The organism is Actinoplanes sp. NPDC049118 (assembly GCF_040648555.1).
Classification (GTDB): domain Bacteria; phylum Actinomycetota; class Actinomycetes; order Mycobacteriales; family Micromonosporaceae; genus Actinoplanes.
The window spans coordinates 216,189-242,898 of sequence record NZ_JBEZDY010000003.1 but is presented as its reverse complement, the minus strand read 5'-3'; the positions used below and the strand labels follow the sequence as shown (position 1 = coordinate 242,898).

Here is a 26,710-nt window from a genome sequence, read left to right as displayed (position 1 = left end):
GATGCGGGGCTGGCGTGTCGCGAGAGATCTATCCCATCACCGCGAGGAAGTCGCTGTAGAACAGGCCGAGGCCGATGGCGGTGCAGATGCCGGCGACGATCCAGAACCGGACCACGATGTTGACCTCGCTCCAGCCCGCCAGCTCGAAGTGGTGCTGCAGCGGCGACATCCGGAAGACCCGCTTGCCGGTGGTCTTGAACGAGATGATCTGGATGACCACGGACATCGTGATGATGACGAACAGGCCGCCGATGATGATCGACAGCAGCGTCGTGCGGGTCGCCATGGCGAGGCCGCCGATCAGGCCGCCGAGGCCCAGCGCGCCGGTGTCACCCATGAAGATCCGGGCCGGCGAGGTGTTCCACCAGAGGAAGCCGACGCAGGCGCCGGCCGCCGCGGCCGCGATCAGCGCGACCTCCAGCGGATCCCGCACCTCGTAGCAGTAGTTGGCGGTGCGGGCGTAGGTGTCGTCACCGCACCAGTGCCGGTACTGCCAGAACCCGATCAGCGAGTACGCGCCGAGCACCAGGATCGACGCCCCGGTCGCCAGCCCGTCGAGGCCGTCGGTCAGGTTCACGCCGTTCGACATCGACATGATGACGAAGACGAAGACCAGCACCGAGCCGACCTTGCCGACGTCGAGGAAGCTGATGTCGCGGATGAACGAGATGTGCTCGCTCGCCACGGTCTGCCCGTTGGTGCTCGGCACGTACAGGGCCGCGATGCCCAGGCCGCCGCCGACCAGCAGCTGGCCGAGCAGCTTGCCCTTCGCGCTCAGACCGCTGGAGTTGCGCTTGCGTACCTTGAGGAAGTCGTCGAGGAAGCCGACCGCGCCGCAGAAGACGAAGAGCCCGAGCAGCACCAGCGCCGTCATCGTGGGCTGGACCTGGGCGATCTGCTCCGTCGGCAGCGTGGTCAGGGCGATGTGCCCGGCCACGTACGCCAGGACGGTCGCGACGATGAACGCCACACCGCCCATCGTGGGCGTGCCCTTCTTGCCCTGGTGGGTGGCCGGCCCGACCGCCCGGATCGGCTGCCCGGCCTTCAGCGCGGTGAACACGCGGATGGCGACCGGGGTGCCGAACAGCGAGATGATGAACGCGACCGCGGCCGCGACGATGACTGCCCTCACGGGCCTACCTCCTCGGCGGCCGCATCCGCGCGGAGCGCGTCGGCCACCTCCCACGTCCGGTACCGCGAACCCTTGACCAGCACCACGTCGCCCGGCTGCAGGTCGCCGCGCAGCACCGCGACGGCCTCGGCCTGATCGGCCGCGAGAACAGCCTCGCCCTTCCAGGCGGGCACCGTTGCCGCGCCGTCGAGGATCGGGGCGGCGTTGCCGGCGACCGCGATCAGCCGGTCGACGCCGAGAACGGCGGCGAGCCGGCCCACCTCCTGGTGGCCGGAGGTGTCGTGCTCGCCGAGCTCGGCCATGTAGCCGAGCACGGCGGTGGTGCGCCGCCCCTGCCCCAGCGCCGCGAGCGCGTGCAGCGCCGCGGCGGTCGAGGACGGATTGGCGTTGTAGGAGTCGTCGATGACCGTCACCCCGTCGGTCCGGTCGAAGACGTCCATCCGGCGGCCGGAGACGATGCCGACCTCGCCGAGCGCGGCGGCGACGGCGGCGGGCGCCATCCCGGCCTCGAGCGCGACGGCCGCGGCGGCGAGGGTGTTGCCGACCTGGTGGCGTCCGGTCACCGCCAGCCGGACCGGCCCCGACCCGGCGGGCGTCACCAGCGTGTACGCCGCCCGTCCGCGGGCGTCCAGCGTCACGTCGACGGCCCGCACGGTGGCCTCGGCCGCCTCGCCGACCCGCACCACCCGGGCGGTCGTGCGCGTGGCCATCGCGGCGACCAGCGGGTCGTCGGCGTTGAGCACCGCCACGCCGTCCTCGCCGAGCGCCTCGACCAGCTCGCCCTTGGCCCGCGCGGTGCCCTCGACCGAACCGAACTCGCCGATGTGCGCCGCGCCGACGTTGAGCACCACGCCGATCCGCGGCCCGGCCATGTCGGTGAGGTAGCGGATGTGCCCGATACCGCGGGCGCCCATCTCGAGCACCAGGAACCGGGTCGCCGTGTTCGCCTTCAGCACCGTGTACGGGAAGCCGAGCTCGTTGTTGAGCGATCCGGCCGGCGCCACGGTCTCGCCGAGGCGGCCGAGCAACTGCCCGATGTAGTCCTTGGTCGTGGTCTTGCCGGACGAGCCGGTGAGCCCGACGATGGTCAGCCCCGGCAGCCGGGACACGACGACGCTCGCCAGCGCGGCCAGCGCCCGCAGCGGGTCGTCGACGACGATGCCGGGCAGGCCGGTGTCCCGGGTGCCGAGCACCCCGACGGCGCCGGCCTCGACCGCGGCGCCGGCGAAGTCGTGCCCGTCCACCTTCTCGCCCGCGAACGCCACGAAGAGCCCGCCGGGCAGCAGCGCCCGGGTGTCGTACTCGACCGGTCCGGTGACGGTCGCGGCCGGGTCGGCGTTGACGAGACGCCCACCCGTGATCGCGGCGATCTCGTCCAGCGTCATGCGGATCAAGCGGCACCGCCCGGGCGCGCGGCCAGCGCGGCGGTCAGCTCGATCCGGTCGTCGAACGGCAGCACCTGGCCGTCCACCTCCTGGCCACGCTCGTGTCCCTTGCCCAGCACGGCGACGACGTCGCCGGGGCCGGCCAGCCGGACCGCCTCGTCGATGGCGGCACGGCGGCCCGCCACCTCGATGATCTTCGCCGGTGCTCCGGCCGTCTCGGCGCCCTGCCGGACGGCCGCTCGGATCTCGGCCGGGTCCTCGGTGCGCGGGTTGTCGTCGGTGACGACGACCAGGTCGCAGCCGCGGGCGGCGGCCGCGCCCATCAGCGGTCGCTTGCCGCGATCGCGGTCACCGCCCGCGCCGATGACGCAGACCAGGTGACCGCCGCGGGCGGTGGCCAGCTCGCGCAGGGCGGCGAGGGCGGCGACGATCGCGTCCGGCTTGTGCGCGTAGTCGACGACGCCGAACACCTCGCCCGGCGAGTCGACCCGCTCGAGCCGGCCGGGCACGCCCTTGCAGGCGGCGATGCCGTCGGCCGCGACCTGCGGGTCGATGCCGGCCGCGACAAGCGAGGCCAGGGCGAGCAGCGCGTTGGCGACGTTGTGCCGGCCGGGCAGCGCCACGCCCGCCCGCACGGCGCCCGCGGGTCCGTGCGCGGTGAAGCGCTGTCCGAAGGCGTCGCCGGCGACGTCGCCCGCGGACCAGGTCGCCGTCCGGTCGCCGGCGGCGGAGTAGGTGACGGTGGCGGGCTTGCGCAGCGGCTCGAGCGCCGGCTCGTCGGCGTTGAGCACCTCGAAGCGGCAGCGGCCGTCGAACAGCTTCGCCTTCGCCGCGAAGTAGTCGTCGGCGTCGGCGTGGAAGTCGAGGTGGTCCAGGCCGAAGTTGGTGTAGCCGCCGACGGCGAAGCGGACCCCGCCGACGCGGCCCATGGCCAGCGCGTGGCTGGAAACCTCCATCACGACCGCGGTGACGCCGCGCTCGAGCGCGGCGGCCAGGATCGCGTGCAGGTCGGTGGCCTCGGGCGTGGTCCGCACGCTCTGCACGACCAGGTCGCCGAGGCGGGTCTCGACCGTGCCGATCAGGCCGGTGGTCAGCCCGGCCGCCCGCAGCCCCGACTCGACCAGGTAGGCCGTCGAGGTCTTGCCCGCCGTGCCGGTGAGACCGATGACGGTGAGCCGCTCCGTGGGGTCGCCGTAGATCCGCGACGCGGCCACGCCGAGCACCTCGCGGGGATCATCGACGACGATCGCCGGCAGCCCGGCCGCGGCCGCGGCGTCGCGTCCGGCGGGGTCGGTCAGCACGGCGACCGCGCCCGCCTCGGCGGCGCCCGCGACGAACTCGGCGCCGTGGCGCCGGGCGCCCGGCAGCGCGGCGTAGAGATCGCCGGGGCGTACCTCGTTGCTCGCGTGGGTCACGCCGGTGACCTCGACGTCCGCGCCGGTCAGCCGACCGCCGATCAGGGCGGCGAGGTCGGCCAGCCCGCGGGGGCGGACGGTCTGGGGACGGGGAATGCCGGGCACGGCGTCAGACCCTACCCGGTGCCCCGGATCCGCCTGCGAACGCCATGGGCGCCGCTACTCCGCCTTCAGCTTGAAGGTCGGCGGCTCCGTGCCCGACGGCGGCACCCGCAGGTGCCGCAGCGCGGAGGCCATCATCTCGCTGAACGCCGGTGCGGCGACGTCGCCGCCGGTGCCGTCGGCCACGTCGGCGAAGACACCGATCACGAAGCGCGGATTGTCGGCCGGCGCCATGCCGATGAACGAGCCCGCGTTGTGCTTGGTGTACTGCCCCTCGACCAGCATCTTTCCGGTTCCGGTCTTGCCGGAGACCCGGTAGCCCGCGACCGCGGCCCGGCCGCCGGTGCCGCCCTTGGAATCGACGACGGACTCCATCATCGTGCGCAGCTGGCTCGCGACCTCGGGGCTGAGCACCTCGCGGGTCACGGGCGCCGGCGCAGGGGTGACCGAGCCGTCCTTGCCCGAGATGGTGGCCTTGATGAGCCGCGGCTGGATGTAGGTGCCGTCGTTCGCGATCGCCGCGTAGCCGGCCGCCATCTGGACCAGCGTGGCGTCGACGCTCATGCCGATCGGCACCGAGCCCCACGCCGAGCCGCTCCACTCGTCCGGGGTGAGCAGCCGGCCGCTCGCCTCGCCCGGCATACCCTCGTTCGTGGTCTCGCCGAGGCCGAACCGGCGCTGGTAGTCGTACAGCCTCTCCTTGCCGAGCTTCTGGGCGATGCGGATCGTGCCGATGTTCGACGAGTACGCGAGAACGCCGGGGATGGTCAGCTTGGTGCCGGCCGCGAACCTGTGCGTGTCCGTGAACGGCTTGCCGCCCAGCACGAGCCCCGGGCCGACCGTGACGGTGGAGTCGGGCGTGATGACGCCCTCCTGGAGGGCCGCGCCGATGGTGAAGGCCTTGTGCGTCGAACCCGGGTCGGCGATGACGCTGCTGGCGACGTCCTCGCGCTCGGTCGGCTTGAAGTCGAACGGCTTCGCCGCGTTGTACGCCGGGTAGCTGGCCTGCGCCAGCACCTCGCCGGTCCGCACGTCTATGACGACGGCGGCGCCGATGGTGGCGCTCACCCGCTCCATCTGCCGGCTCAGGATGCGCTGCACTTCGAACTGCAGGTCGCGCTCGATGGTCAGCTGGATCGACGAGCCCGGCGCGGCCGGCCGGTACGAGCTGTAGCCGCCCGGGATCTCCTTGGCCAGCATTCCCTTCTTGACGTCCGGGTTGCCGCGCTCGAAGACCCGCTTGCCGTCGGTGCCGCGCAGCAGGTCGTCGTAGCGGGCCTCGATGCCCTCCAGACCGAAGTGGTCCTCGCCGGTGAAGCCGATCAGGTTCGCGGCCAGGTCGGCACCGGGCACGTCGCGGCGCTCGTCGCGGTCGGAGCCGATGCCCGGAAGCTTCATCAGGGCGATCCGGTCCGCCACCGCGATGTCGACACCGCGGGCGAGGTACTCGAAGCGGGACGCGCCGCCGCCGGGGCGCTTCTTCTTCGCCATCAGCTCGACCAGCCGCGACGACGGGACGCCGAGCAGCGGTGACAGCTTCGCCGCCGCCCCGGGCGCGTCCTTGACCAGTTCGGGGTCGGCGTAGATGTAGCGCGCCTCGACGCTGTGCGCGAGCACCGCGCCCGAACGGTCCAGGATGCTGCCGCGCGGCGCGGGCAGCGTCACGTCGGTGAGCCGGCTCTGCCGCTGCTCCAGCAGGCTCTGCGCGGACGCGGGGGTGTCGACGACCTGGAGCACGACCAGCCGTACCCCGATCGTCGCGAACAGGGCGAGCGCCAACACGGTGCCCAGCCGCAGCCGCCGGGTGCTGTTGGCCAGCTTCGGCGGCTCGGCCGGTACCGCGGGCACGGGCCGACGCGAGCGGGGCCGGGTCGGCGGCGCGGCCTTGGCGGGCCGACCGGCGGTGCCGCGTCGCGGTCCCGGCGGCGCGGCGACCTTACGCTCGCGGCCGGTCCGGGCCCCCGATTCGGTACGGGTGGCGGCCGCGCCCTTGCGCGGGTTCGCCGTCGAGCGGGCGCGGGTGGCACCGGCCGTGGTCCGGCGGGGCCGGCGCGGGGTGTCGTCGTCCCACTCGTCGTCCTCGGGCGGGGCCGCGCGGGTCGTTCCGCGGGCGGCGCGGCCCTTGGGCTCGCGCTCGCGGTCCCGCTCCTCCCGGCCGCGGCGCTGCGGTGGCGGCGGCGGCTCCTCGGGCTCGCGGCGGCGGGCGCGGGCCGGCCGCCCGCCGTCGAGCACCTGCAGCGCCGGGCGGAACGGGTCGGTGTCCCGGCCGGCACGCGGCGAACGGGTGCGCTGGTCGCCCTCGCGCACGGTCCGGCCGCGGGGCGTGTACGCCCGCGCGTCGCCGATGCCGCCGAAGCCGCGGGTCCGGTCGTCGTCGCGCCCGGACTCCTCGGCCGGCGGCAGGTCACGCGAAGCGCCGCGCCGGGGCTCCCGGCCCCGGCGCGGCGTCTCGTCGGCGCGCGGCGACATGCTCTACCTTCCGGTCGCCGAGGTGGCGGCGGAGTCCTGCGCGGTCACGGCCACATCGCCGGTCGCCGGCCGCGGCACGCCGACGATCACACCGTCCGGCAGCCGGATGTACGCCGGGTTCTCGGCCTTGACCAGGCCCAGCCGGCGGGCGGCCGCGTCCAGGCTGCCCGGGCTGTTGTTGGCGGCGATCTCGTTCTCCAGCTCCTGCTGCTGGGTGTCCAGCTTCTTCTGCTGCTGCTGCAGCGTGTCGATGCGGAAGGAGTTCTCCGCGGTCTTGGTGTTGATCAGCAGGATGCCGATCACCCCGGCCACGACGACCGCGACCACGAGCGCGATGAACGGCGCCCGGGGCGCGTTGATCGGCGCCGGCGGGGCGACCCGCAGCCGGGGCGCGGCGGCGTTGTCGGTCTGCTGCTCGGCCGTCAGTTTCAGGGCGGCACTTCCCTGGGTGGCACCGACGGCCGGGTGCTGACGCGCCCCCCGGCCGCCACCGCCCGTCGTGGTGCCGCTCGTCGCGGCGGCCGGCTTGCGCCGGTCCTTGCCAACCTGCTCCGCGGTCCGGCCCCCCGACCGCGGCGCAGTCCTGCGCTCGCTCAATGCCCCTCCCCCTCCTGGAGTGCCCCCGGGCGTGACCGCCCTTGTCCCCCGTGCGCAGACATCCGGGGCCGTTCGCGGGCGGCACCCGATGCCTGTTCGTGCTTATCGATCCGTTCTACCGCGCGCAGCTTCACCGAGGCCGCCCGCGGGTTCTCCGCCACTTCCGCCTCGCTCGGCGGTTCCGACCCGCGGGTCAGCAGCCGCACCGAAGGACCCGTGCCGGGCAGCTCGACCGGCAGTTCGATCGGCCCGGTACTGCGTGCCCTCGCGGCGAAGGCGCGCTTGACGATCCGGTCCTCCAAGGACTGATACGACATCACTACGAGGCGCCCCTTCGGCGCCAGCAGGTCGAGCGCAGCCGGCACGGCGGACTCGACCGCCGTGAGTTCCGCATTTACCTCGATCCGCAGCGCCTGAAACGTTCTCTTCGCCGGATTGCCACCCGTACGCCGGCCGGCGGCCGGGATGGCGTCCTTGACCAGCTCCGCCAGGTGCGCCGAGGAGACGATCCGCGCCTTCGCCCGCTCCCGGACGATCGCCGAGACGACGCGGGGCGCGAACTTCTCCTCGCCGTACACCCGCAGGATGCGGACGAGCTCGCCCGGCTCGTAGCCGTTGACGACCTCTTCCGCGGTGATGCCCCGCGACTGGTCCATCCGCATGTCCAGCGGCGCGTCCCGCGAATAGGCGAAGCCCCGGTCCGGCTCGTCGAGCTGCAGCGAGGAGACGCCGAGATCGAACAGCCCACTGTGGAACGCCGGGCGGCCGAGCCCCGCGAGCACGTCCGGCAGCTCGTCGTAGACCGCGTGCACGAAGTGCACCCGGTCGCCGAAACGGGCCAGCCGGTGCCGGGAGTGCGTGAGCGCCTCGGTGTCCCGGTCGAGTCCGATGAGGACCACGTCCGGGTGCCGCTCCAGCACGGCCTCGGCGTGCCCGCCCAGCCCCAGCGTGAAGTCGACGTGCACCGCGCCCGGCAGGGCCAGGGCGGGGGCGAGCAGCTCGAGGCAGCGCTCGAGCAGCACCGGCACGTGCGTGCCGCGAAGCTCCCCCATGACGACCCCCATAGCCCGCTCTTTCCGCGCTCACCCGGCCCTACCCCAGTGCCGGCCGCCCCCGACCGGGGCGTTCGGCGCCGATGTGCCCGGTCGTCCGTCCGTACCGCCAGATCCCCATCCGCTCGTGCCCGTTGCCTTCGGGCGCGCCCGACCGGACACACGCCTGGCGCCGGGGAAGAGGCGCCAGGAGCGGGAGCGGCTGGAGATCTCGCAGTACGGCGGCGGCGACGTCCGGACCGTGTCGGCGGCCCACAGGTGCCACGCCTCACAGTCCGCCGGGCAGCACCCCCTCCTCGATGTCGGCGAACTCGTCCTCGCTCGCCGAGAGGTACTGCTCCCAGGACTGCTTGTCCCAGATCTCCACCCGGGTGCTCGCGCCGATCACGACCAGCTCGCGGTCGAGCGCCGCATACCCCCGCAGGTGGGCCGGGATGGTGACCCGGCCCTGTTTGTCGGGGATCTCGTCGTGCGCGCTGGCGAAGAACACCCGGCTGTAGGCCCGCGCCGCCTTGTTGGTGACCGGCGCCTCGCGCAACTGGCCCGCGATGCGCTGGAACTCAGGCATCGGGAAGACGTAAAGGCAACGCTCCTGCCCCTTGGTGATCACGACACCTCCCGCCAGCTCGTCGCGGAACTTCGCCGGAAGGATCAGCCGTCCCTTGTCGTCGAGGCGCGGGGTGTGCGTGCCGAGAAACATCGGCCCAACCCCCCTGCCCCGGGCGGTTTCGCGGACCGCCTGTCGTCTGGGCCGGCAACCCCTTCGGAGTCAGCTCCTCAGGCCCTGCCACTGCGCTCCACTCTACTCCACTTCCCTCCACCCGCAACCAGAATGACGCGGCCTGCGAGTCAGATTCGCGGATGAATGCGCACGTCAGAGCCGGTGGAGCCGAAGTGGAGGGGTTCACGGTCCGCGCCATGGTCCACTTTCCGACATGCCGCCCACCCGGGCACGAAAGTCCCCCGAAATCGGGCGTTCGGGAGCGGGACGCCGCCCCCCGGCACCCGGGCGGGGAGCAAAGTGGAGGAGAAAGTGGAGCGCATACGACAGTGGGGCGCGACCCGAACCGGGTCGCGCCCCACTGAACTGTCGTACTGCTCTTACTAGTGCCGCACCGTACTTACTGGTGCCGCACCGCTACGGATGACTCCGTCAGGCGGCGGCGAGGCGCCGGACGACGTAGTTGTTGCTCCAGATCTTGTGCTTGCCCACCCGGGCGCCCGAGTGCGGCGAGTCCCACATGTAGCCGTTGCCCGCGTAGATGCCGGCGTGCGTGCCGTACGAGCCCGACCGGACCACGATGAGGTCGCCGATCCGCTTCTTGCTCTTGCTGATCTTCTTGCCGTGCTTCTGCTGCGAGTTCGCCTTGTGCGGGAGCTTCTTGCCCGTCGTCTTGCGGAAGACGTACTGGGTGTAGCCCGAGCAGTCAAAGCGCTTGGGGCCCGCCGCGGCGAACTTGTACAGCGCGCCCTTGTGCTTCCTGGCCTCGGCGAGGACCTTCGCGCCGCTGCTGCGCACGGTGACCTTGATGCCTGGACTGGTCACCGAGCTGTAGCCGGTGGCTCCGGTGTACTGCGTCCGGAAGTAGCCGGTGATGTGCGGCTCGGCGGCCAGGGTCACCGTCCCCTTGGCGGACAGCTTCCGGGTCACCCAGGTGCGCCACTTGCCGTCGCGCTTGGCCTGCAGGCGTACCGAGCCCTTGGTGACGACCTTGCCGGTCTTGGGGTCGATCACCTTGGCGGTCACCCTGACCGCCTTGCCCCACGCGATGGAGCGGGTCGCGGAGTTGGTGATCTTCGGCTTGATCGCCGATGCGGCGGCCGCCTCGACGACGGGAGCCGCGGCGGACGCTGCCGGGGTGGCGACCAGCTGGCCGGCACAGAGGCAGAGACCCAGGGACAGTGCGATGGTGCCGGTTCCGGCCATGCGGCGGTTCCGGCTCGAACTGCGTTCGTGCACGGTAGAGATATCCCTCCGGCACGCCTGCGAGGTTAGCTGTCGGGTTCGGGCGGGAAGGATGCCCGGTCGCCGCTGGCGACTTCACCCCAAGGTCCCGGCGGTACGCGCCGCCGAAGCGACGTGACCACCGGCGGACCGAATCTGGGTCCCCCGTCCCTGCCCCCGTATGCCTGTGTGGTTGTTGCTACCTCAGTGGTCGTGCCGCCCGGACCGGGGCAGGGCTCGGCGTGGTCCGATGCGATACGAGCGGCGAGCGGACGCTCACCGGCCCAACCTTGCTACCCGATTTCCGCGGGGACCGTGGGGCCCCGAATGGTCACCCAGAGTATTTGGCACACCTGACCCTGTCCGGTTTGTAACCCCGCTGTGACAAATGCCGATACGTGGCGTAGTTGACCACTTACGCTGCGCCGAAAGTAACGGGTGAAACACAACACACAAAAAGCCGCGGGCGGGTGGATCTTGGACCGGGCCAAGATCGGGAGAATGCCGGTCTAAACGCCCCCACCGGCCCAAACGTCGCACCGAGCGGCGGAGCGGAGATCATCCGTTCGGCCGATCCCGGCCCACCGCAGGCCGCGGGCCCCGGGGCCACTCGACGTAGTGTCCGTTTCCGGTACCCTCGTCGCCGTGACGGACGGGAAAATGCCCCTACGGGCCAAGGTCGCGACCTCCGTGTCGCGAACCGCTGCGGCGCTCTCGCGGGCCGCGGGACGCGGTGACGGCTCGGTGATCGGCGGCTGGATCGGTCTCAAGATCGATCCTGACCTGCTCAGGAACCTGGCCGCCGGCCGCGCGATCGCGCTGGTGTCGGGCACCAACGGCAAGACAACCACGACCCGGTTCGCCGCGGCCACGCTCGGCGTGCTCGGCCCGGTCGCCACCAACTCCTTCGGTGCCAACATGCCGACCGGGCACACCTCGGCCCTGGCCAAGGCCGGCGCCACCCCGTTCGCGGTGCTCGAGGTCGACGAGCACTACCTCGCCCGGGTGATCGACGAGACCACCCCGCGTGTGGTCGCCTTGCTCAACCTGTCCCGCGACCAGCTCGACCGGGCGAAGGAGGTGGCGATGATGGCGCAGATGTGGCGCACGGCCCTTGCGGCCCACCCCGACGTGCACGTGGTCGCCAACGCCGACGACCCGATGGTCGTCTGGGCGGCGATCGACACGCAGCACGTCGTGTGGTTCAGCGCCGGGCAGCGGTGGCACGACGACTCCTTCGTCTGTCCCGAGTGCGGCTCGCCCATCGAGCGCGCCGACGGCGACTGGTGGTGCAGCGGCTGCCCGCTGCGCCGCCCGCGGGCCCAGTGGACCGTGGAGGACGACGGCGTCGTCGACCCCAAGGGCGACTGGCACCTGGTCAAGCTGCAGCTGCCGGGACAGGTCAACCTCGGCAACGCGGCCACCGCGCTGGCCGTCGCCGCCGAGTTCGGCGTCCGGCCGATAGAGGCCGCGCCACGGCTCGCCGGCGTGGCCTCCGTGGCCGGCCGCTACGCACAGGTGGAGCGCGACGGGCGCAACATCCGGCTGCTGCTGGCGAAGAACCCGGCCAGCTGGCTGGAGGCCTTCGACATGGCCGAGGTGGCGCCGACACTGCTCTCCATCAACGCCCGCGACCCCGACGGCTTCGACACGTCGTGGCTCTACGACGTCGACTTCTCCCCGCTCCGCGGGCGGCAGGTCCTGATCACCGGCGACCGTGCCTACGACCTCGCCGTACGCCTGGAAGTGAACGATGTGGCCTTCCGGCACGTTCATACCTTCGACGAGGCGGTGCGGGCGAGCCCGCCGGGCCGACTCGAGGTGATCGCGAACTACACCGCGTTCCAGGACATCCGAGCGGAGTTGGACCGTGTCAACTGAGCCTGCCCGCGGCGGAGAACCGAGGAAGAACACATGAGCGAGCTTGCGAGCGAATCATCAACTCAGTACCAAACTCATGTCGTCGCCGGAGCGCCAGCGGAGGTGACGGCATGAGCGAGCTTGCGAGCGAATCATCAACTCAGTACCAAACTCATGTCGTCGCCGGAGCGCTAGCGGAGGTGACGGCATGAGCGAGCTTGCGAGCGAATCATCAACTCAGTACCAAACTCATGTCGTCGCCGGAGCGCCAGCGGAGGTGAAGGCATGAGTGAGAGCACGCTGCGGATCGTGTGGATCTACCCCGACCTGCTGTCGACGTACGGCGACCGGGGCAACATGCTGATCCTGCGCCGCCGGGCCGCCCTGCGCGGCATCCCGGTGGAGACCTACGAGGTCCGCTCCGACCAGGCGCTGCCCACCACCGCCGACATCTACCTGATCGGCGGCGGCGAGGACGGGCCGCAGGCGCTCGCGGCGCAGCGGCTGATAACCGACGGCGGCCTGCACCGGGCAGTGCACCAGGGCGCGGCCGTGCTGGCCGTCTGCGCGGGCTACCAGCTCTTCGGTGGCTCGTTCTACGCGAAGGGCGCCAAATGCGCCGGACTGGACCTGCTCGACCTCACCTCCGACCGCGGCGAGACCCGCGCGGTCGGTGAGGTTCGCGGCGACATCGATCCGCGGCTCGGGCTCCCCCCGCTGACCGGCTTCGAGAACCACGGCGGCCGGACCCGGCTGGGCCCCGGGGTCGCACCGCTCGCACGGGTGACGGCCGGCGTCGGCAACGACGGCCAGACCGAGGGCGCCTGGCACGGGAAGATCCTCGGCACCTACGCGCACGGGCCCGCACTCGCTCGCAACCCAGCTATAGCCGATCTGCTACTGCGTTGGGCGATCGGCGCCGATAGTCTTCAACCGCTCGACGACACCTGGGCCGACCGGCTTCGAGGCGAGCGGCTCGCCGCAGCGGGCGCCGTATGACCCGTGACTGACGCCTGACCAGCACGACCTGTCCTGGACCGACGAGAAGTTGGGGCGGTACGCCTGCATGACTGACACCCTGATCGCCCCGCGGGGCATCGAAACCCCCGCCACGGACCCTCAGGTCAGCACGCAGCACCCGGACACCCCCATCGGCTGGCGGCGGCGACTGGTCCGCTTCGGCGTACTCGGGACGGTGGTGGCCTCGCTCGGCGTCGCCGCCGCGGTCCTGCCCCTGCACGCCATCGCCGACTCGGTCGTCGCCCTCGGCCCCGCGGCCGCCGTGGCGATCGCCGTGGTCGGCGGCCTGCTGCTCTCGGTGCTCGTCCCCCGCACGGCGATCACCCTCGCCTGCGGCGCGCTGCTCGGCCCGGCGATCGGCGCGGCGACCGCGCTTGCCGCGGCCGTCATCGCCGCCGCGGCCACCTACTACGCGGGCCGCTGGGCCGGCCGGGGCGCGCTCGGCGCCCGGGCCGGCGGCAAGCTCGAGCGCCTCGACGGCTGGCTTAACCGCCGCGGCCTCGCCGCGGTCCTGCTGGTCCGCTTCCTGCCGCTCGCGCCCTACGGCCTGATCGGCTACGCGTACGGCACGACGTCCGTCTGCCGCGTGCGCTACCTGCTCGGCACCACCCTGGCGGCGGTGCCGTCCGCGGTCTCGTACGCGGTGATCGGCGCGGCCGTGACCTCGCCGGGCTCGATGAACCCGCTCACGCTCGCCCCGGCCGCGATCGGCATGGGCCTGACCACCGCGATCGTGCTGCGCTGGCGCCTGGCCGCCCGCCGCGACGCCGCCGCGGCGGCGGCCGTGGCCGCACCCGCCGCCTGACCCCACCTGACGCCCGGGCCGGTCTGCACACCCGGCTGACGCGGAACGGCCCGCCGCGAACGGATCGCGACGGGCCGCCCGGAGACGACTGCGGTCAGACCACGACGCTGACCAGCCGGCCCGGTACCACGATCACCTTCCGCGGCTCCCGGCCGGCCAGTGCCTCGGCGACCTCGGCCAGCGCCGCCGCGCGTACGGAATCCTCGGTCGTGTCGGGCGCGACCTCGACCCGGCCGCGGACCTTGCCGTTCACCTGCACCGGGTAGGTGATCGACTCCGCGACCAGCAGGGCGGGATCCGCCACCGGGAAGTCCACGTAGGCCAGGGTGCCGTCGTGCCCCAGCTTGCGCCACAGCTCCTCGGCCAGGTGCGGCGCGAACGGCGACATCATCAGCACCAGCGGCTCGATCGCCTCCCGCGACGCCGCCGGCAGCGGCGTCAGCGTGTTGGTCAGCTCGATCAGCTTCGCGATCGCCGTGTTGAAGCGCAGCTCGTCCATGTCGCCGCGGACGCCGTCGATGGTCCGGTGCAGGGCGCGCCGGGTCTTGACGTCCAGCGGGTCCTCGGTGACCCGGACGGCGCCGGTCGTCTCGTCCACGACCAGGCGCCAGACCCGCTGCAGGAAACGCTGCGAGCCGACGACCGCGCGGGTCTCCCACGGGCGCGAGACGTCCAGCGGGCCCATCGCCATCTCGTACACCCGGAACGTGTCGGCGCCGTACTGCTCGCTCATCTCGTCCGGGGTGACGACGTTCTTCAGCGACTTGCCCATCTTGCCGTACTCGCGGGACACCTCCTGATCGCCGTGGAACCACCTGCCGTCGCGCTCGACGACCTCCTCGGCGGCCACGATGACGCCGCGCGCGTCGCGGAACGCGTACGCCTGGATGTAGCCCTGGTTGAACAGCTTGCGGAACGGCTCGTACGACGAGACGTGGCCCAGGTCGAACAGCACCTTGTGCCAGAAGCGGGCGTACAGCAGGTGCAGCACGGCGTGCTCGACGCCGCCGACGTACAGGTCGACGCCGCCCGGGTCGCCGGCCCGCTGCGGTCCCATCCAGTACGCCTCGTTCTCCGGATCGACCAGGGCCTTGTCGTTGTGCGGGTCCAGGTAGCGCAGCTCGTACCAGCAGGAGCCGGCCCACTGCGGCATCGTGTTGGTCTCGCGGACGTACTGCTTCGGTCCGTCGCCCAGGTCCAGCTCGACGTTGACCCAGTCCTTCTTGCGCGACAGCGGCGTCTCCGGCTCGCTCGCCGCGTCCTGCGGGTCGAAGGTGCGCGGCGAGAAGTCGTCGACGTCCGGCAGCTCGACGGGCAGCATCGAGTCGGGCAGCGCGATCGGCAGGCCGGTCTCGTCGTAGACGATCGGGAACGGCTCGCCCCAGTAGCGCTGCCGGCTGAACAGCCAGTCCCGCAGCCGGAAGGTCGTCGCGCCGCGGCCGTGGCCCTTCTCCTCCAGCCAGGAGATCATCGACGCCTTCGCGTCGACGACGCCCATGCCGTTCAGGAAGTCGCTGTTCACCGCCGGCCCGTCGCCGGTGTACGCGCCCTCGAAGTCGGCCGGCGCCTGCACCGTTCGGATGATCGGCAGGTCGAAGACCTCGGCGAACGCCCAGTCCCGCTCGTCCTGGCCGGGCACCGCCATGATCGCGCCGGTGCCGTAGCCGGCCAGCACGTAGTCGGCGATGAAGACCGGGATGCGCGCGCCGTTGACCGGGTTGGTCGCGTACGCGCCGGTGAAGACGCCCGTCTTGACCTTGGCGTCGGCGGTGCGCTCCTGCTCCGTCTTCGCGGCCGCCGCGGCCCGGTACGCGGCGACGGCCGCCTCGGGCGTGGCGTGCCCGCCGGTCCAGGCGTCCTTGGTGCCCTCGGGCCAGGCGGCCGGCACCAGCGAGTCGACCAGGGAGTGCTCCGGCGCCAGCACCATGTAGGTCGCGCCGAACAGGGTGTCGGGCCGGGTGGTGAAGACCGAGATCTTGAAGCCGTCGATCGGGAAGTCGACGTGCGCGCCGCGCGAGCGGCCGATCCAGTTGCGCTGCATCAGCTTGACCGGCTCCGGCCAGTCCAGGCCGTCCAGGTCCTCGACCAGGCGGTCGCCGTACGCGGTGATCCGCATCTTCCACTGCTTCAGGCTGCGCTGGAAGACCGGGAAGTTGCCCCGCTCGCTGCGGCCCTCGGGGGTGACCTCCTCGTTGGCCAGCACCGTGCCCAGCCCCGGGCACCAGTTGACCGGTGCCTCACTGACGTACGCCAGCCGGTGTTCGTTGATCACCGCGCGCTGCTCGGCGGCCGACAGCTCCGCCCACGGCCGGTCGTCGGCCTTGCGCGCGCCCGAGACGAACTGGTCGATCAGCGTGGCGATCGGGCGCGCCTTGCGCAGCGACGGGTCGAACCACGAGTTGAACACCTGCAGGAAGATCCACTGGGTCCACCGGTAGTACTCCGGGTCCGTGGTGGAGAAGGAGCGGCGGTCGTCGTAGGCCAGCCCCAGCCGGCGCAGCTGGCCGCGGTAGCGCTCGACGTTCGCCTCGGTCGTGGTGCGCGGGTGGGTGCCGGTCTGCACCGCGTACTGCTCGGCGGGCAGCCCGAACGCGTCGAAGCCCATCGGGTGCAGGACGTTGTAGCCCGCCATCCGCTTGTAGCGGGTGTAGGAGTCCGTGCCGATGTATCCCAGCGGGTGCCCGACGTGCAGGCCCGCGCCGGACGGGTACGGGAACATGTCCTGCACGTGCAGCTTCGGCGCGCCGGCGCGCGGGTGTGCGGCGTCGGCCAGCTCGCCGGTCGGGTTCGGCGCGAAGAATGTGCCGTTGTCGGCCCAGTATGCCTGCCAGCGTGGCTCGATCTCCGCGGCCATCGCCGCCGTGTAGCGGTACGGCGGGACGTCCGCGTTGGTCTCGGACTCGCTCATCGTCACCATCTCGTTCTTTCGAGGTCAGTGGACAGGGTCACCTGCTTCAGGGCACAAAAAAGCCCCTCTCGCAGGAGGGGGCGCCGCGCTGTTCTCTGCTAGGAGATCAGCACGGCCGGCTAAGAAGCAGGAATGACCGAGCCATCCATGCATGATACCGGGCGCGATACGGCGACGGCGACCGGTATCGCCCAGGACGATTCGTAATGGATCCGATATGCGTGTCTGGTTGACCACGTGTCGTGATGGGCGCTAGCGCCCCACTCGGCAGGTTGCATCGACCGGGCTAATCTGTGGTGAACGGGCGGCGAGCGCCGGAGGCCCACGGACCGCCGGCCGCCCGCGAACCTTCGGCTCCTTTCCGCGAAAGACGCGCGGAGAGGAGCTTGAACGACATGGAGGAGGCCCGTGACAACGCCAACCTGGGACCAGCCCGGCGGTCCCCTGCCGAGCGATGAGTTCCTCGCCGCCAGCGGCGCCATCGTGGCGAACATCGAGCAGGTCATCGAGGGCAAGAGCGCCACGATCCGGCTGGCCCTGGCGGTACTGCTCGCCGAGGGCCACCTGCTGATCGAGGATGTGCCCGGCGTCGGCAAGACCAAACTCGCCAAGGCCCTCGCCCGCTCGATCGACTGCTCGGTTCGGCGCATCCAGTTCACCCCCGACCTGCTGCCCAGCGATGTGACCGGGGTCAGCGTCTACAACCAGGAGACGCGCGACTTCGAGTTCAAGCCGGGCGCGGTGTTCGCCAACCTGGTGGTCGGCGACGAGATCAACCGGGCCTCGCCCAAGACCCAGTCGGCCCTCCTGGAGTGCATGGAGGAGCGGCAGGTCACGGTCGACGGCACCACCTACGAGCTGCAGGCGCCGTTCATGGTCATCGCGACCCAGAACCCGATCGAGATGGAGGGCACCTACCCCCTCCCCGAGGCGCAGCGCGACCGCTTCACCGCACGCATCGCGATGGGCTACCCGGACCCCCGGGCGGAGATGGCGATGCTCAACGGCCACGGCGCGCACGACCCGCTCAACGACCTGCGGGCCGTCGCCGACGCCGCGCTCGTGCGCCGGCTCATCGCGACCGCCCGCGACGTGCACGCGGCCGAGGCAGTCCAGCAGTACGCGATCGCGCTCGTCACGGCCACCCGGGAGGCACCGGAGATCCGCCTCGGCGCCTCGCCCCGCTCCACGCTGCAGCTCATCCGCACCGCCAAGGCCGTGGCGGCCCTCGAGGGCCGCGACTACGTCCTCCCCGACGACCTGCAGACCCTCGCGGTGCCGGTGCTGGCGCACCGCATCATCCCCACGGCCGACGCCCAGCTGAACAGGCGCACGACCGACGCCATCGTGGCCGAGATCGTGCACCGGCTCCCGCTGCCGCACGACCGCGGCCGCTCGCCGTACGACACCCGCGCCGGCGGCGGCGTGGCCGGGCAGTACGAGTCACGGGGGCGGTGACATGCGGGAGGCTATGCGGGGAATGACCACCCGCGGCCGCTCGTTCCTGGCCGCGGCCGCGGCCGCCGGCGTCTCCGCCATCGTCCTCGGCGAGCGGGACCTGCTGCGCGTCGCGTTCCTGCTGGCGGCGCTGCCGTTGCTGGCCGCGGCGTACGTCGGCCGCAGCCGATACAAGCTGGCCTGCACCCGCTCGCTGGAGCCCGGCCGCGCGCCGGTCGGCTCCAGCGCGCGGGTGATCCTGCGCCTGCAGAACATGTCCCGGCTGCCCACCGGCACGCTGCTGCTCGAGGACCGGCTCCCGTACGCGCTGGGCAGCCGGCCCCGGGTGGTGCTCGAGCGGCTCGGCGCGCACCAGGCCAGCTCGGTGGCGTACACCGTCCGCGCCGACGTGCGCGGCCGCTATCCGGTCGGCCCGCTGGTGATCCGGCTGACCGACCCGTTCGGGCTGTGCGAACTGACCCGCTCGTTCCCCAGCGTCGACCGGCTCACGGTCATCCCGCAGGTCGTCCCCCTGCCGGCCGTGCGCCTCGCCGGGGAGTACGCGGGCACCGGCGACAGCCGTGCCCGCTCGGTCGCCGTGCACGGCGAGGACGACGCGGCCACCCGCGAATACCGGCGCGGCGACGACCTGCGGCGGGTGCACTGGCGCTCCACCGCGCGTACGGGCGAGCTGATGGTCCGCCGCGAGGAGCAGCCGTGGGAGAGCCGCGCCACCGTCGTGCTCGACACCCGGCTCGCCGCGCACCGCGGCGAGGGCCCGACCGCGAGCTTCGAGTGGGCGGTGTCGGCGGCCGCGAGCATCGCGGTGCACCTGCGCCACGCCGGCTACAAGCTGCGGCTGGTCACCGGCACCGGCGTCGACGTGGACGCCACGGAGATCGGCGGTGAGGGCGCGATCCTGGACACGCTCGCCGACGTGAAGCTCAGCTCCGCCGGCGACATCTCGGTGCTCGTCGAACAGGTGCGGCGGCGCTCCGACGGCGGCCTGGTCATCGGCCTGTTCGGCACGCTCAGCGTCGCCGAGGCAGAGGTGCTGACCGGGCTGCGCGGCAACGGCGCGACCTGCATCGGGTTCGCGATCGACAGCTCCACCTGGGTGAACATGCTCCCCGGCGACCGCACCGAGGCCGACCGGGCGCACGGCGCCTCGGCCCTGGCGCTGCTGCGCAGCGGCTGGCGCTCGGTGCCGGTCGCGCACGGCGACTCCCTCGCCGCGCTCTGGCCGAACGCCGGCCGCGGCTCGCAGGGATTCGCCTACCGGGCGGCGATGGCGGAGACGGTGGGACGATGACGGGAGTTCAGCGGTGACCGGGCGACGACGACTGGGACTCGTGGCGGCGGCCGCGACCCTGCTGGCGGCCGCGCCCCTGTCGGCGATCTTCGATACCTGGACGTGGCTGCTGCAGTGCATCCTCGCGGTCGGCCTCGTCGCCGGCGCGGCGGTGCTCACCCGTACGCTGCGCTTCCCGACCTGGGCGCAGGCGATCGCCATGGTCGCGGTCCTGCTGCTGACGCTGACCTGGATGTTCCCCAGCGGCGACGAGCTGCTGTCGCTGATCCCGTCGCCGGCGACGTTCAACCACTTCGGCGAGCTCTTCACCGAGGCCGGCAACGACACCCGCTCCTACGGCGTCCCGGTGCCGGACCGCAGCGGCCTGCTCTTCATCGCGGTGCTCGGCATCGGCACGGTCGCCATCGCGGTCGACCTGCTCGCCGTGGTCGCCCGCAAGCCGGCCCTCGCCGGCCTGCCGATGCTGGCGATCTACTCGGTCCCGGTCGCCGTGTACCTCGACAGCGTTCCGATGCTCACCTTCGTCATCGGCGCGACCGGCTTCCTCTGGCTGCTGGTCGCCGACAACGTCGACCGGGTACGCCGCTTCGGCCGCCGGTTCACCGGGGACGGCCGCGACGTCGACGTGTGGGAGCCGTCGCCGCTGGCGGCGGCGGGCCGCCGGCTCGCCGTGATCGGGATGGCGGCGGCCGTGCTGCTGCCGCTGGTCGTGCCGGGCATCAACACCGGCCTGCTGAACAGCCTCACCCAGGTGGGCACCGGCGGCGGCGTCGGCGGCAGCGGCACGGGCGGCAGCGGGCGGATCAACCTCTTCGCGTCGCTGAGCGGCCAGCTCAACCAGGCACAGATCACCAACTACGTCCGGGTCACCACGAACGAACCCGACCCGTTCTACCTGCGCTTCGGCGTGGCCGACGTGATCACGGCCGAGGCCGTCACCAACCGGACGCCGACCGGTCGGCCGCTGTCGCGCGGCCTGGACGACCCGCGGCAGAGCAGCGCCACCGCGGGCGTCGAGTACACCCAGTACCGGGCGGAGGTGGAGATCACCAACGACTTCGGCCAGACCCTGGCGCCGGTCTACTCGACCGTCGTCGACACGGACGGCCTCGACGGCGCCTGGCTGTACGACCCGAACACCCAGGTGGTCTTCTCCAACCGCACGACCACCAAGGGCCGGAAGTACTCGTTCGACTACGTCCGCGCCAAGTACACCCCGGCCCAGCTGCGCACGGCCGAGGCGCTGCCCCGCGACAACCCGCTGCGCACCCAGTTCACCGCCGTACCGGCCGACCCCAAGGTCGAGGCGCTGGTGGCCGGGCTGATCAAGAACCAGCGCACCGAGTACGACAAGGTCTCGGCGATCTACCGCTACTTCTCCCGGGACAACGGCTTCACGTACAGCCTGCAGACCGCGGACCCGCAGGCCGGCAAGTCCGCGATCTCGGCGTTCCTCGAGGGCAAGGCCGGCTACTGCCAGCAGTACGCGGCGGCGATGGCCTGGATGGTCCGGGAGGCGGGCATCCCGGCCCGGGTGGCCTTCGGCTTCACCCGCGGCAGCACTCGCGACGGCGACGCGTACGTGCTGACGAACCGCAACGCGCACGCGTGGACCGAGGTCTACCTGGAAGGCTTCGGCTGGGTCCCGTTCGACGCCACACCGGCGGCGGCCGTGGTCGGCTCGGCCCGCTCGGCCTGGGCCAACGACACCGACGCGGTGGCCACCCCGTCGGCGTCCTCGACGGCCACGGCGGCACCGGGCGCGGACCCGTCGGCGGCGCCGGGCACGGCGAACCGCCCCGACCGGGACGTGAACGACGGCGCCCTGGACGCCCCGGGCGCCGGCACCCAGGCGGGCATCTCGGCGGCGACCGTGCTGACGATGGCGCTCGTCGCGCTGCTGCTGGTCCTGCTGGCGGTGCCGGCCCTGCGCCGCATCATCGTCCGCAGGCGCCGCCACTCCGCGACGGTCCCGAGGACGACGACGGTGGCGGCGGGCCCGGCCCCGCCGGGCGGCCGCGAGGTCGTGGTGACCACGGAAACGGTCCAGGCCCGCGAGGACGCCCACGCCGCCTGGGACGAACTGGTCGACACCATGATCGACTACCGCGTACCCGTCGACCCGACGGAAACCCCCCGGCACACCGCGCAGCGCCTGGTCCGCGAGGCCGACCTGAGCGACTCCCCGGCCGAATCGGCGGTGCTGCTCGGGCGGGCCGAGGAGCGAGCCCGCTATGCGCGACAGCCGCTGCAGGGCGGGGAACTGACGGCGGCGCTGGGCCAGGTCCGCAAGGGTCTCGCCAAGACGGCGACGAGGCGAACGCGAATGGTGGCGCTGCTGCTACCGCCGTCGGTGATGCTGCGCTGGCGGATGGGGCTCGGCGACATGTCGGCCCGCGGGGTGAGCCTCTTCAGCCGCGGGCGGGACCTGCTGGTCCGCTTCAGCCCCCGACGGTTGCTGGCGGGCCGCGCCCGCTGACCTCCGCGCAACTCGCCGAACGCCGCCCGGCCGACAAACCCGCCGGGCGGCGTTCGCACATCCAGGCCCCTCCCACGACAGGTTCAACCCCGCGCAGGCTCAGCCCGGCGTGCCACCCTCCGCCCAGCCGCGGCCCGGGCACGCAGCCAGACCGGGCACGCAGCCAGACCGGGCACGCAGCCAGGCCGGGCGAGATTCGTCTCGGGGCCGCGCCGGGAATTGATCCCCCGGCGCGCATAACCATGAGGCCGCCGCGCGCATAGCAATGAGCGGCATCCCTGGTCGGAACGCCGCTCGGGTATTCGTCGGCTCATCCTGGTGACGAGCCGTGCGGATACGGCGATGGCGGCCGGTTGGCCGCCATTTCGTCGCCTCTGGTTGCCAGGCTAGCGGTGGCCCTCAGGACGCTGGCGCCAGCGGTCCTCCAGGCGGTCGATGAAGCCCGCTTTCCGGGTCTGCCGGGTGCGGCGCGTCGCGGTGCCACCGACGGCGTGCAGGTCAGGCGCCTGCCCCCTCCGGCGGCTCTGCATCGCGAACGCTGCGGAGGCCAGCATGACCACGAATCCGGCCACGCCGAGCGGCGTATTGCTGCTCACCGTGCCGTAGACAACCAACGCGAGCCCAGCGACGATCACGAACGCGGCGATGACCAGTCGGCGCCGGGCGTGGAATCGCGGGTCGCTGGCCCGCACTGCGGAGGCGAATTTGGGGTCCTCGGCAAGCGACTGCTCGATCTGGTCGAACAGCCGCTGCTCGTGCTCCGAGAGCGGCACGGCATTCCTCCCCGGGCGCATGTCCGGCCCCCCGGCGGTGGTGCAGGCGGGCCGATGTTGCGAGACAGCCGTCCGGCTGCCTAATCGCAGTCTACGAGGGCGGTGGCGGGTCGGAAAGCGGGACGACCGTTGAGTGCGGGTGATTTTCGGTTCGCCGTAGATCGGTTTGTCCCAAAAGACTGGCCGGTACGACGATGGAGCGCCCGAAGCGGGCCGCCGCGGCGTCCGTCGCGGCCTCCGCCTCGCGCCAGCCACGATCCGGTTCACCCAGGCTGAGCTGGCGCGATGCGCCCGCCGCCGGGGCCAGTCCCTCGACTCGGACGCCGACGAGACGGATGGCCTCGCCCGGGCGGAGCGCCTCGAACAGGGCCCAGGAAGTCTCGAAAATCTCCCGTGCCACATCGGTGCCCGTCTGCATCGTGCGTGACCGGTTGACCGTGCGGAAGTCCGCCACGCGGATCTTGATGGTGACCGTGCGGCCCACGTGACCGCCGGCCCGCAGCCGGGCACCCACCTTGTCGGCGAGGGCCAGCAGGCTGCGGCGGATCGTGGCCGCGTCGGTGACGTCGGTGTCGTAGGTCATCTCGGCGCCGATCGACTTCTCCGCCTGCTCGGACACGACCCGGCGGGGGTCGCGGCCCCAGGCCAGCTCGTGCAGGTGCGCCGCGGACGACTCGCCGAGCGCGGCGCGCAGCATCCGGGTGGGCGCCGCGGCCAGGTCGCCGACCGTCATCAGGCCGAGCCGGTGCAACGTCTCGGCGGCCCGCTCCCCCACGCCCCACAGCGCGCCGACCGGCAGCGGGTGCAGAAAGTCGAGCACCTGGCCGGCCGGGACGATGATCACGCCGTCCGGCTTGGCGCGGGTGGAGCCGAGCTTGGCCACGAACTTGCTGCCCGCGACCCCGACCGAGCAGGTCAGCCGCTGCTCCGCGGCGACCCTCGCACGGATGTCGCGGGCGATCACCGCGGGGCGGCCCAGCAGCCGCTGTGCGCCGGAGACGTCGAGGAACGCCTCGTCGAGCGAGAGCGGCTCGACCAGCGGGGTCACGTCCCTGAAGATCCGCATGACCGCGTCGGAGGCGGCCGAATACTCGGCGAAGTCGGGCGGCAGGAACACGGCGTGCGGGCAGAGCGCGCGGGCGCGGGCGGCCGGCATCGCGCTGCGGACCCCGTATCGCCGCGCCTCGTAGCTGGCCGAGCTGACCACGCCGCGCGGGCCGACGCCGCCGACCACGACCGGCCTGCCGCGCAGCTCGGGGCGGCGGCGGACCTCGACGGCGGCGAAGAACGCGTCCATGTCGACGTGCAGGATCGTGCATCCCGCGTCGTCGGCCTCCGGCCCGAACCGCGGATCGTGCCCCCGGCCGATGGCCTGACTTCGTCCCACGACCGGCACGCTATCCGGCGGGTACGACAAGAATCCGGAGCTCAGCGGGCGATCAGCAGCGGAACCGTCATCTCGGCCGCCGTCACCGACCCGTGGTACGCGACCAGCCGCCCCACCGCGGGCGGCTCACGCCCGCTCGCCAGCACCACGGTCCGCCCCTGGCAGATCACCACGACATCGCCGATCCGGCTCAGGTGCGCGGACGACACCGGCCCGTACCAGCCCTGTGCGACCGCCTCCTCGCGCGTGAGCACCCAGGCCGACGGTCCCAGCACCCCGCGCCACGCCGCGACGACGTCCTCGAGCGCGCCGTCCGCCACGTACAGGTAGCGGACCCGGGGCTCGCCGGAGACCGCGACGATCCCGGCCGCGAGCGCCGGATCCCGGTCCAGGTCGACCCGCCCCTGCGCGGGCACGTTGAGCTGGCCGTGATCGGCCGTGACCAGCAGCGCGGCCCCGGCCGGCAACCCGTCGACCAGGCGGGAGACCAGCTGCCCGACCTCCTCCGCCGCCGTGCGCCACGGCGGCGAGTCCACCCCCGACTCGTGTCCGTGGTGGTCCAGGTCCGGGTGGTACCCGTAGACGAGCCCGGGCCGGGACAGCGCCGCGAGCATGCCCGCCGACAGCGCCCGCGGATCCGCCGCGCCGACGAATGCGGCACCCCGGTTCGCCGCCACCGACAGGCCCGTGCCCTCGAACTGCGGGCGGGTCACCTGCGTGACGTTCACCCCGGCCGCGGCCGCCAGCTCGAAGCGGGTCGGCACCGGCTGCCACTGCGCCGGGTCCGGGTCCGTGTCCCACCTGATGTGGTTGAGGATGCGGCCGTCCGGCATGCGCAGGGTGAAGCCCAGGATCCCGTGTGCGCCCGGCAGCGCGCCGGTGCCGAGCGTGACCAGGCTGGCCGGGGTCGTGGACGGGAAGCCCACGGTCAGGTCCCGGCCCGGTAGCTCCCTCAGGATCGGGGCGTACGCGGCGGCGACCGGCAGCTGATAGCTGCCCAGCCCGTCGACCAGCAGCACCGCGATCCGGTCGATGCCCTCGAGCTCTGCGCCCAGCCCCAGCGTGTCCGTCGTGCCCGGCACGCCGAGCAGCGCGGACACGCTGGGCATCAGGTCGGCGAGGCTGCTGATCCCGTACGTCGGGCGGACCGGCTCGAACGCCTCCGGTGGCAGCAGGTCGGTCACGGGCGTCGCGCGAAAAGATGCAGCTGGGAGGCGATGTCGCGGAACGGCGGCCGGGCCGCGAGCGCCAGTTCGAGGTTGAGCATCGCCTGCGGGTCGGCCTCCACCACCGCCGCCGGCACGAGGTCCGCCAGGACGCGTACCCCGTGGATCTCCTCGATCGTGAGACCGGCCCCGCCGAGCAGCGCCGACGCGGTCTCCGCGTCGTAGCGCCGGCGCAGGGTGTCCCGGGTGCCGGCGCGGCCCTCCGCGTCGTTGAGCAGCGCCGATGCCGCCCCGAGGTGGCCGTTGACCGCACGGCCCAGCACCGCCGCGGCCCGCCCGGCGACGAGCAGGCTGAGCGCGCCGCCCGGGCGCAGGGCGGCGGCGATGGCGGCGACCACCTTGGCCGGATCGTCGACGACCTCGAGCACCGCGTGGCAGAGGATCAGGTCGGCGCTGGCCGGCGCGACCAGGCCCGCGAGCGCGTCGCCGTCGCCCTGCACCGCGCGGACCCGGTCGGCGACGCCGGCGTCGGCGGCGCGGCGGGTCAGGGCGGCGAGCGCGTCGGGGCTGGCGTCCACGACGGTGACGGAGTGTCCGGCCTCGGCGAGCGGTACGGCGAATCCGCCCGTCCCGCCGCCGACGTCGAGCACGGTCAGCGCCCGTCCGGCGCTGCGCTCGAGTTCGCGCCGCAGCACCGCCCAGACGGCGGCGGTACGCACGGTGACGGGCGATCGGGGGGTACGCGTCGATGCGGTGTCCACCTGCGCAGCGTATCGGCCGCGTGCCGCGAAGGGGCGCCGAGCCGCGGCCCGCCACCCTCCGAGGTGCCGCTCAGAAGGCCATGAGCACGCCGGTCGTCCGGTTCATCTCGCAGCGGTTGCCGAACCGCCGCGACCAGTCGACCCTTCGGCCCTGCCAGGTGCCCTTGATCTGGGCGGTGACCGGCGCGTATTCCAACGTGCACATCGTCGGTGCGGGCTCGAGCTTGCTCGGGTCGCCGTCGACCTTCGCCAGCAGCCGGCAGGCCTTGACCTTCTTCGGGTGGCCGCCGCCGGCCGGGTGGCAGCGCAGCACGACCGCGGTCGCGTACCCGTTGTCGGACATGCGGCTCAGGGTCAGCTCGGTCTTCTCCTTCGCCGCCGGCGTCCCTGCCGCGGCCCCGCCCGCGGCCCGGCCCCCGGCCACGACGTTCCTCCTGGCCGTGGCCTTGTTACCGGCCGCGGCGCTGATCGCGGCCGCGTCCGGACTGCCGGTCCCGGCGGCGACCGGGCCGCCGACCGCGGCGACGGCGGCACGGGAGGCCACGATGCCGGCCGAACCACCGATCGCGGCGGCGGGATCGGCCGTGAGCAGGAGTGCGGCGACGGCCAAGGCGGCGACGGCGCGGATCATGGTGAGCTCCCCGGGTAGCACGTTTCGGTGCGCATCCGGTTTACGCCATAAAAGGTGCAAGACACGCAGAACGG

General features: G+C 72.7%; 20 protein-coding genes and 1 riboswitch. Of the genes, 6 read left to right on the top strand and 14 right to left on the bottom strand.

Annotated elements, in window-relative coordinates:
- Positions 1–28: 28 nt before the first annotated feature.
- The 8 genes from mraY to AB0B58_RS05825 all read right to left on the bottom strand — a co-directional run bounded on the left by mraY (position 29) and on the right by AB0B58_RS05825 (position 10,079).
- A complete protein-coding gene (gene mraY, locus AB0B58_RS05860; RefSeq protein ID WP_360218163.1) occupies positions 29–1,132 on the bottom strand; it encodes a phospho-N-acetylmuramoyl-pentapeptide-transferase in 1,104 nt (367 codons plus the stop codon).
- Complete coding sequence (murF, locus tag AB0B58_RS05855; RefSeq protein WP_360218160.1) at positions 1,129–2,526, bottom strand: UDP-N-acetylmuramoyl-tripeptide--D-alanyl-D-alanine ligase; 1,398 nt, start codon at positions 2,524–2,526, stop codon at positions 1,129–1,131. The genes mraY and murF overlap by 4 nt, the downstream gene beginning before the upstream one ends.
- Complete coding sequence (locus AB0B58_RS05850; RefSeq protein ID WP_360218157.1) at positions 2,523–4,037, bottom strand: UDP-N-acetylmuramoyl-L-alanyl-D-glutamate--2,6-diaminopimelate ligase; 1,515 nt, start codon at positions 4,035–4,037, stop codon at positions 2,523–2,525. Before AB0B58_RS05850 ends, murF begins: the two co-directional genes overlap by 4 nt.
- Positions 4,038–4,091: 54 nt before the next feature.
- Positions 4,092–6,503 (bottom strand): penicillin-binding protein 2, encoded by a 2,412-nt coding sequence (locus AB0B58_RS05845; protein ID WP_360218154.1) that lies wholly within the window; start codon positions 6,501–6,503, stop codon positions 4,092–4,094.
- A gap of 3 nt (positions 6,504–6,506) precedes the next feature.
- On the bottom strand, positions 6,507–7,100 hold the full coding sequence (locus AB0B58_RS05840) for a hypothetical protein (RefSeq protein WP_360218151.1): 594 nt from the start codon (positions 7,098–7,100) through the stop codon (positions 6,507–6,509).
- Positions 7,097–8,164, bottom strand: coding sequence for a 16S rRNA (cytosine(1402)-N(4))-methyltransferase RsmH (gene rsmH / locus AB0B58_RS05835; RefSeq protein ID WP_360218148.1), 1,068 nt, complete (start codon positions 8,162–8,164; stop codon positions 7,097–7,099). The genes AB0B58_RS05840 and rsmH overlap by 4 nt, the downstream gene beginning before the upstream one ends.
- A gap of 256 nt (positions 8,165–8,420) precedes the next feature.
- Positions 8,421–8,852, bottom strand: coding sequence for a division/cell wall cluster transcriptional repressor MraZ (mraZ, locus tag AB0B58_RS05830; protein WP_360218145.1), 432 nt, complete (start codon positions 8,850–8,852; stop codon positions 8,421–8,423).
- A 453-nt stretch (positions 8,853–9,305) separates the two neighbouring features.
- Entirely contained in the window at positions 9,306–10,079 is a 774-nt protein-coding gene (locus tag AB0B58_RS05825; RefSeq protein WP_360218142.1) for an NlpC/P60 family protein, read from the bottom strand.
- A 39-nt stretch (positions 10,080–10,118) separates the two neighbouring features.
- A riboswitch (cyclic di-AMP (ydaO/yuaA leader) is annotated at positions 10,119–10,306 on the bottom strand.
- 451 nt (positions 10,307–10,757) lie between these two features.
- Here AB0B58_RS05825 and AB0B58_RS05820 point away from each other — a divergent pair.
- From AB0B58_RS05820 to AB0B58_RS05810, 3 genes are all read left to right on the top strand, one after another.
- Positions 10,758–11,978: a MurT ligase domain-containing protein gene (locus AB0B58_RS05820; protein WP_360218717.1), complete on the top strand. Its 1,221-nt coding sequence runs from the start codon at positions 10,758–10,760 to the stop codon at positions 11,976–11,978.
- Positions 11,979–12,242: 264 nt separating this feature from the next.
- Positions 12,243–12,956 (top strand): glutamine amidotransferase, encoded by a 714-nt coding sequence (locus tag AB0B58_RS05815; RefSeq protein ID WP_360218139.1) that lies wholly within the window; start codon positions 12,243–12,245, stop codon positions 12,954–12,956.
- 67 nt (positions 12,957–13,023) lie between these two features.
- Positions 13,024–13,782, top strand: coding sequence for a VTT domain-containing protein (locus AB0B58_RS05810; RefSeq protein WP_360218136.1), 759 nt, complete (start codon positions 13,024–13,026; stop codon positions 13,780–13,782).
- 94 nt (positions 13,783–13,876) lie between these two features.
- On the opposite strand, the gene leuS is transcribed toward AB0B58_RS05810, so the two are convergent.
- The gene (gene leuS, locus AB0B58_RS05805) at positions 13,877–16,690 is read right to left on the bottom strand and encodes a leucine--tRNA ligase (protein WP_360218133.1); all 2,814 of its coding nucleotides are present in this window, start codon (positions 16,688–16,690) and stop codon (positions 13,877–13,879) included.
- 408 nt (positions 16,691–17,098) lie between these two features.
- Between leuS and AB0B58_RS05800 the strand changes: the two genes are divergently transcribed.
- The 3 genes from AB0B58_RS05800 to AB0B58_RS05790 are packed head-to-tail and all read left to right on the top strand — an operon-like array spanning position 17,099 to position 21,918.
- On the top strand, positions 17,099–18,148 hold the full coding sequence (locus AB0B58_RS05800) for a MoxR family ATPase (protein ID WP_360218130.1): 1,050 nt from the start codon (positions 17,099–17,101) through the stop codon (positions 18,146–18,148).
- Position 18,149: 1 nt separating this feature from the next.
- On the top strand, positions 18,150–19,439 hold the full coding sequence (locus AB0B58_RS05795) for a DUF58 domain-containing protein (RefSeq protein WP_360218127.1): 1,290 nt from the start codon (positions 18,150–18,152) through the stop codon (positions 19,437–19,439).
- Positions 19,440–19,452: 13 nt separating this feature from the next.
- Positions 19,453–21,918, top strand: a complete 2,466-nt coding sequence (locus tag AB0B58_RS05790) for a DUF3488 and transglutaminase-like domain-containing protein (protein ID WP_360218124.1) — start codon at positions 19,453–19,455, stop codon at positions 21,916–21,918.
- 386 nt (positions 21,919–22,304) lie between these two features.
- Here the strand turns inward: AB0B58_RS05790 and AB0B58_RS05785 are convergent, their stop codons facing one another.
- From AB0B58_RS05785 to AB0B58_RS05765, 5 genes are all read right to left on the bottom strand, one after another.
- Positions 22,305–22,691, bottom strand: coding sequence for a DUF3040 domain-containing protein (locus AB0B58_RS05785; RefSeq protein ID WP_360218121.1), 387 nt, complete (start codon positions 22,689–22,691; stop codon positions 22,305–22,307).
- A gap of 91 nt (positions 22,692–22,782) precedes the next feature.
- Positions 22,783–24,078 carry a DNA polymerase IV gene (locus tag AB0B58_RS05780; RefSeq protein WP_360218118.1) on the bottom strand — a complete coding sequence of 432 codons (1,296 nt, stop codon included), beginning with the start codon at positions 24,076–24,078 and terminating at the stop codon, positions 22,783–22,785.
- Positions 24,079–24,119: 41 nt separating this feature from the next.
- Positions 24,120–25,187: a nucleotide pyrophosphatase/phosphodiesterase family protein gene (locus AB0B58_RS05775; RefSeq protein ID WP_360218714.1), complete on the bottom strand. Its 1,068-nt coding sequence runs from the start codon at positions 25,185–25,187 to the stop codon at positions 24,120–24,122.
- Between the two features lie 71 nt (positions 25,188–25,258).
- Positions 25,259–26,005: a methyltransferase domain-containing protein gene (locus tag AB0B58_RS05770; protein ID WP_360218115.1), complete on the bottom strand. Its 747-nt coding sequence runs from the start codon at positions 26,003–26,005 to the stop codon at positions 25,259–25,261.
- A 70-nt stretch (positions 26,006–26,075) separates the two neighbouring features.
- Positions 26,076–26,636 carry an SSI family serine proteinase inhibitor gene (locus tag AB0B58_RS05765; RefSeq protein WP_360218112.1) on the bottom strand — a complete coding sequence of 187 codons (561 nt, stop codon included), beginning with the start codon at positions 26,634–26,636 and terminating at the stop codon, positions 26,076–26,078.
- Positions 26,637–26,710 lie beyond the last annotated feature (74 nt).

Bases quoted from the DNA above. Each gene is read 5' to 3' on its own strand.
- AB0B58_RS05845 (WP_360218154.1), bottom strand. From the start codon at position 6,503: ATGTCGCCGCGCGCCGACGAGACGCCGCGCCGGGGCCGGGAGCCCCGG.
- rsmH (WP_360218148.1), bottom strand. From the start codon at position 8,164: ATGGGGGTCGTCATGGGGGAGCTTCGCGGCACGCACGTGCCGGTGCTG.
- mraZ (WP_360218145.1), bottom strand. From the start codon at position 8,852: ATGTTTCTCGGCACGCACACCCCGCGCCTCGACGACAAGGGACGGCTG.
- AB0B58_RS05820 (WP_360218717.1), top strand. From the start codon at position 10,758: ATGCCCCTACGGGCCAAGGTCGCGACCTCCGTGTCGCGAACCGCTGCG.
- leuS (WP_360218133.1), bottom strand. From the start codon at position 16,690: ATGAGCGAGTCCGAGACCAACGCGGACGTCCCGCCGTACCGCTACACG.
- AB0B58_RS05815 (WP_360218139.1), top strand. From the start codon at position 12,243: ATGAGTGAGAGCACGCTGCGGATCGTGTGGATCTACCCCGACCTGCTG.
- AB0B58_RS05765 (WP_360218112.1), bottom strand. From the start codon at position 26,636: ATGATCCGCGCCGTCGCCGCCTTGGCCGTCGCCGCACTCCTGCTCACG.
- AB0B58_RS05825 (WP_360218142.1), bottom strand. From the start codon at position 10,079: ATGGCCGGAACCGGCACCATCGCACTGTCCCTGGGTCTCTGCCTCTGT.
- AB0B58_RS05795 (WP_360218127.1), top strand. From the start codon at position 18,150: ATGCGGGAGGCTATGCGGGGAATGACCACCCGCGGCCGCTCGTTCCTG.
- AB0B58_RS05775 (WP_360218714.1), bottom strand. From the start codon at position 25,187: ATGCCCAGCGTGTCCGCGCTGCTCGGCGTGCCGGGCACGACGGACACG.
- AB0B58_RS05810 (WP_360218136.1), top strand. From the start codon at position 13,024: ATGACTGACACCCTGATCGCCCCGCGGGGCATCGAAACCCCCGCCACG.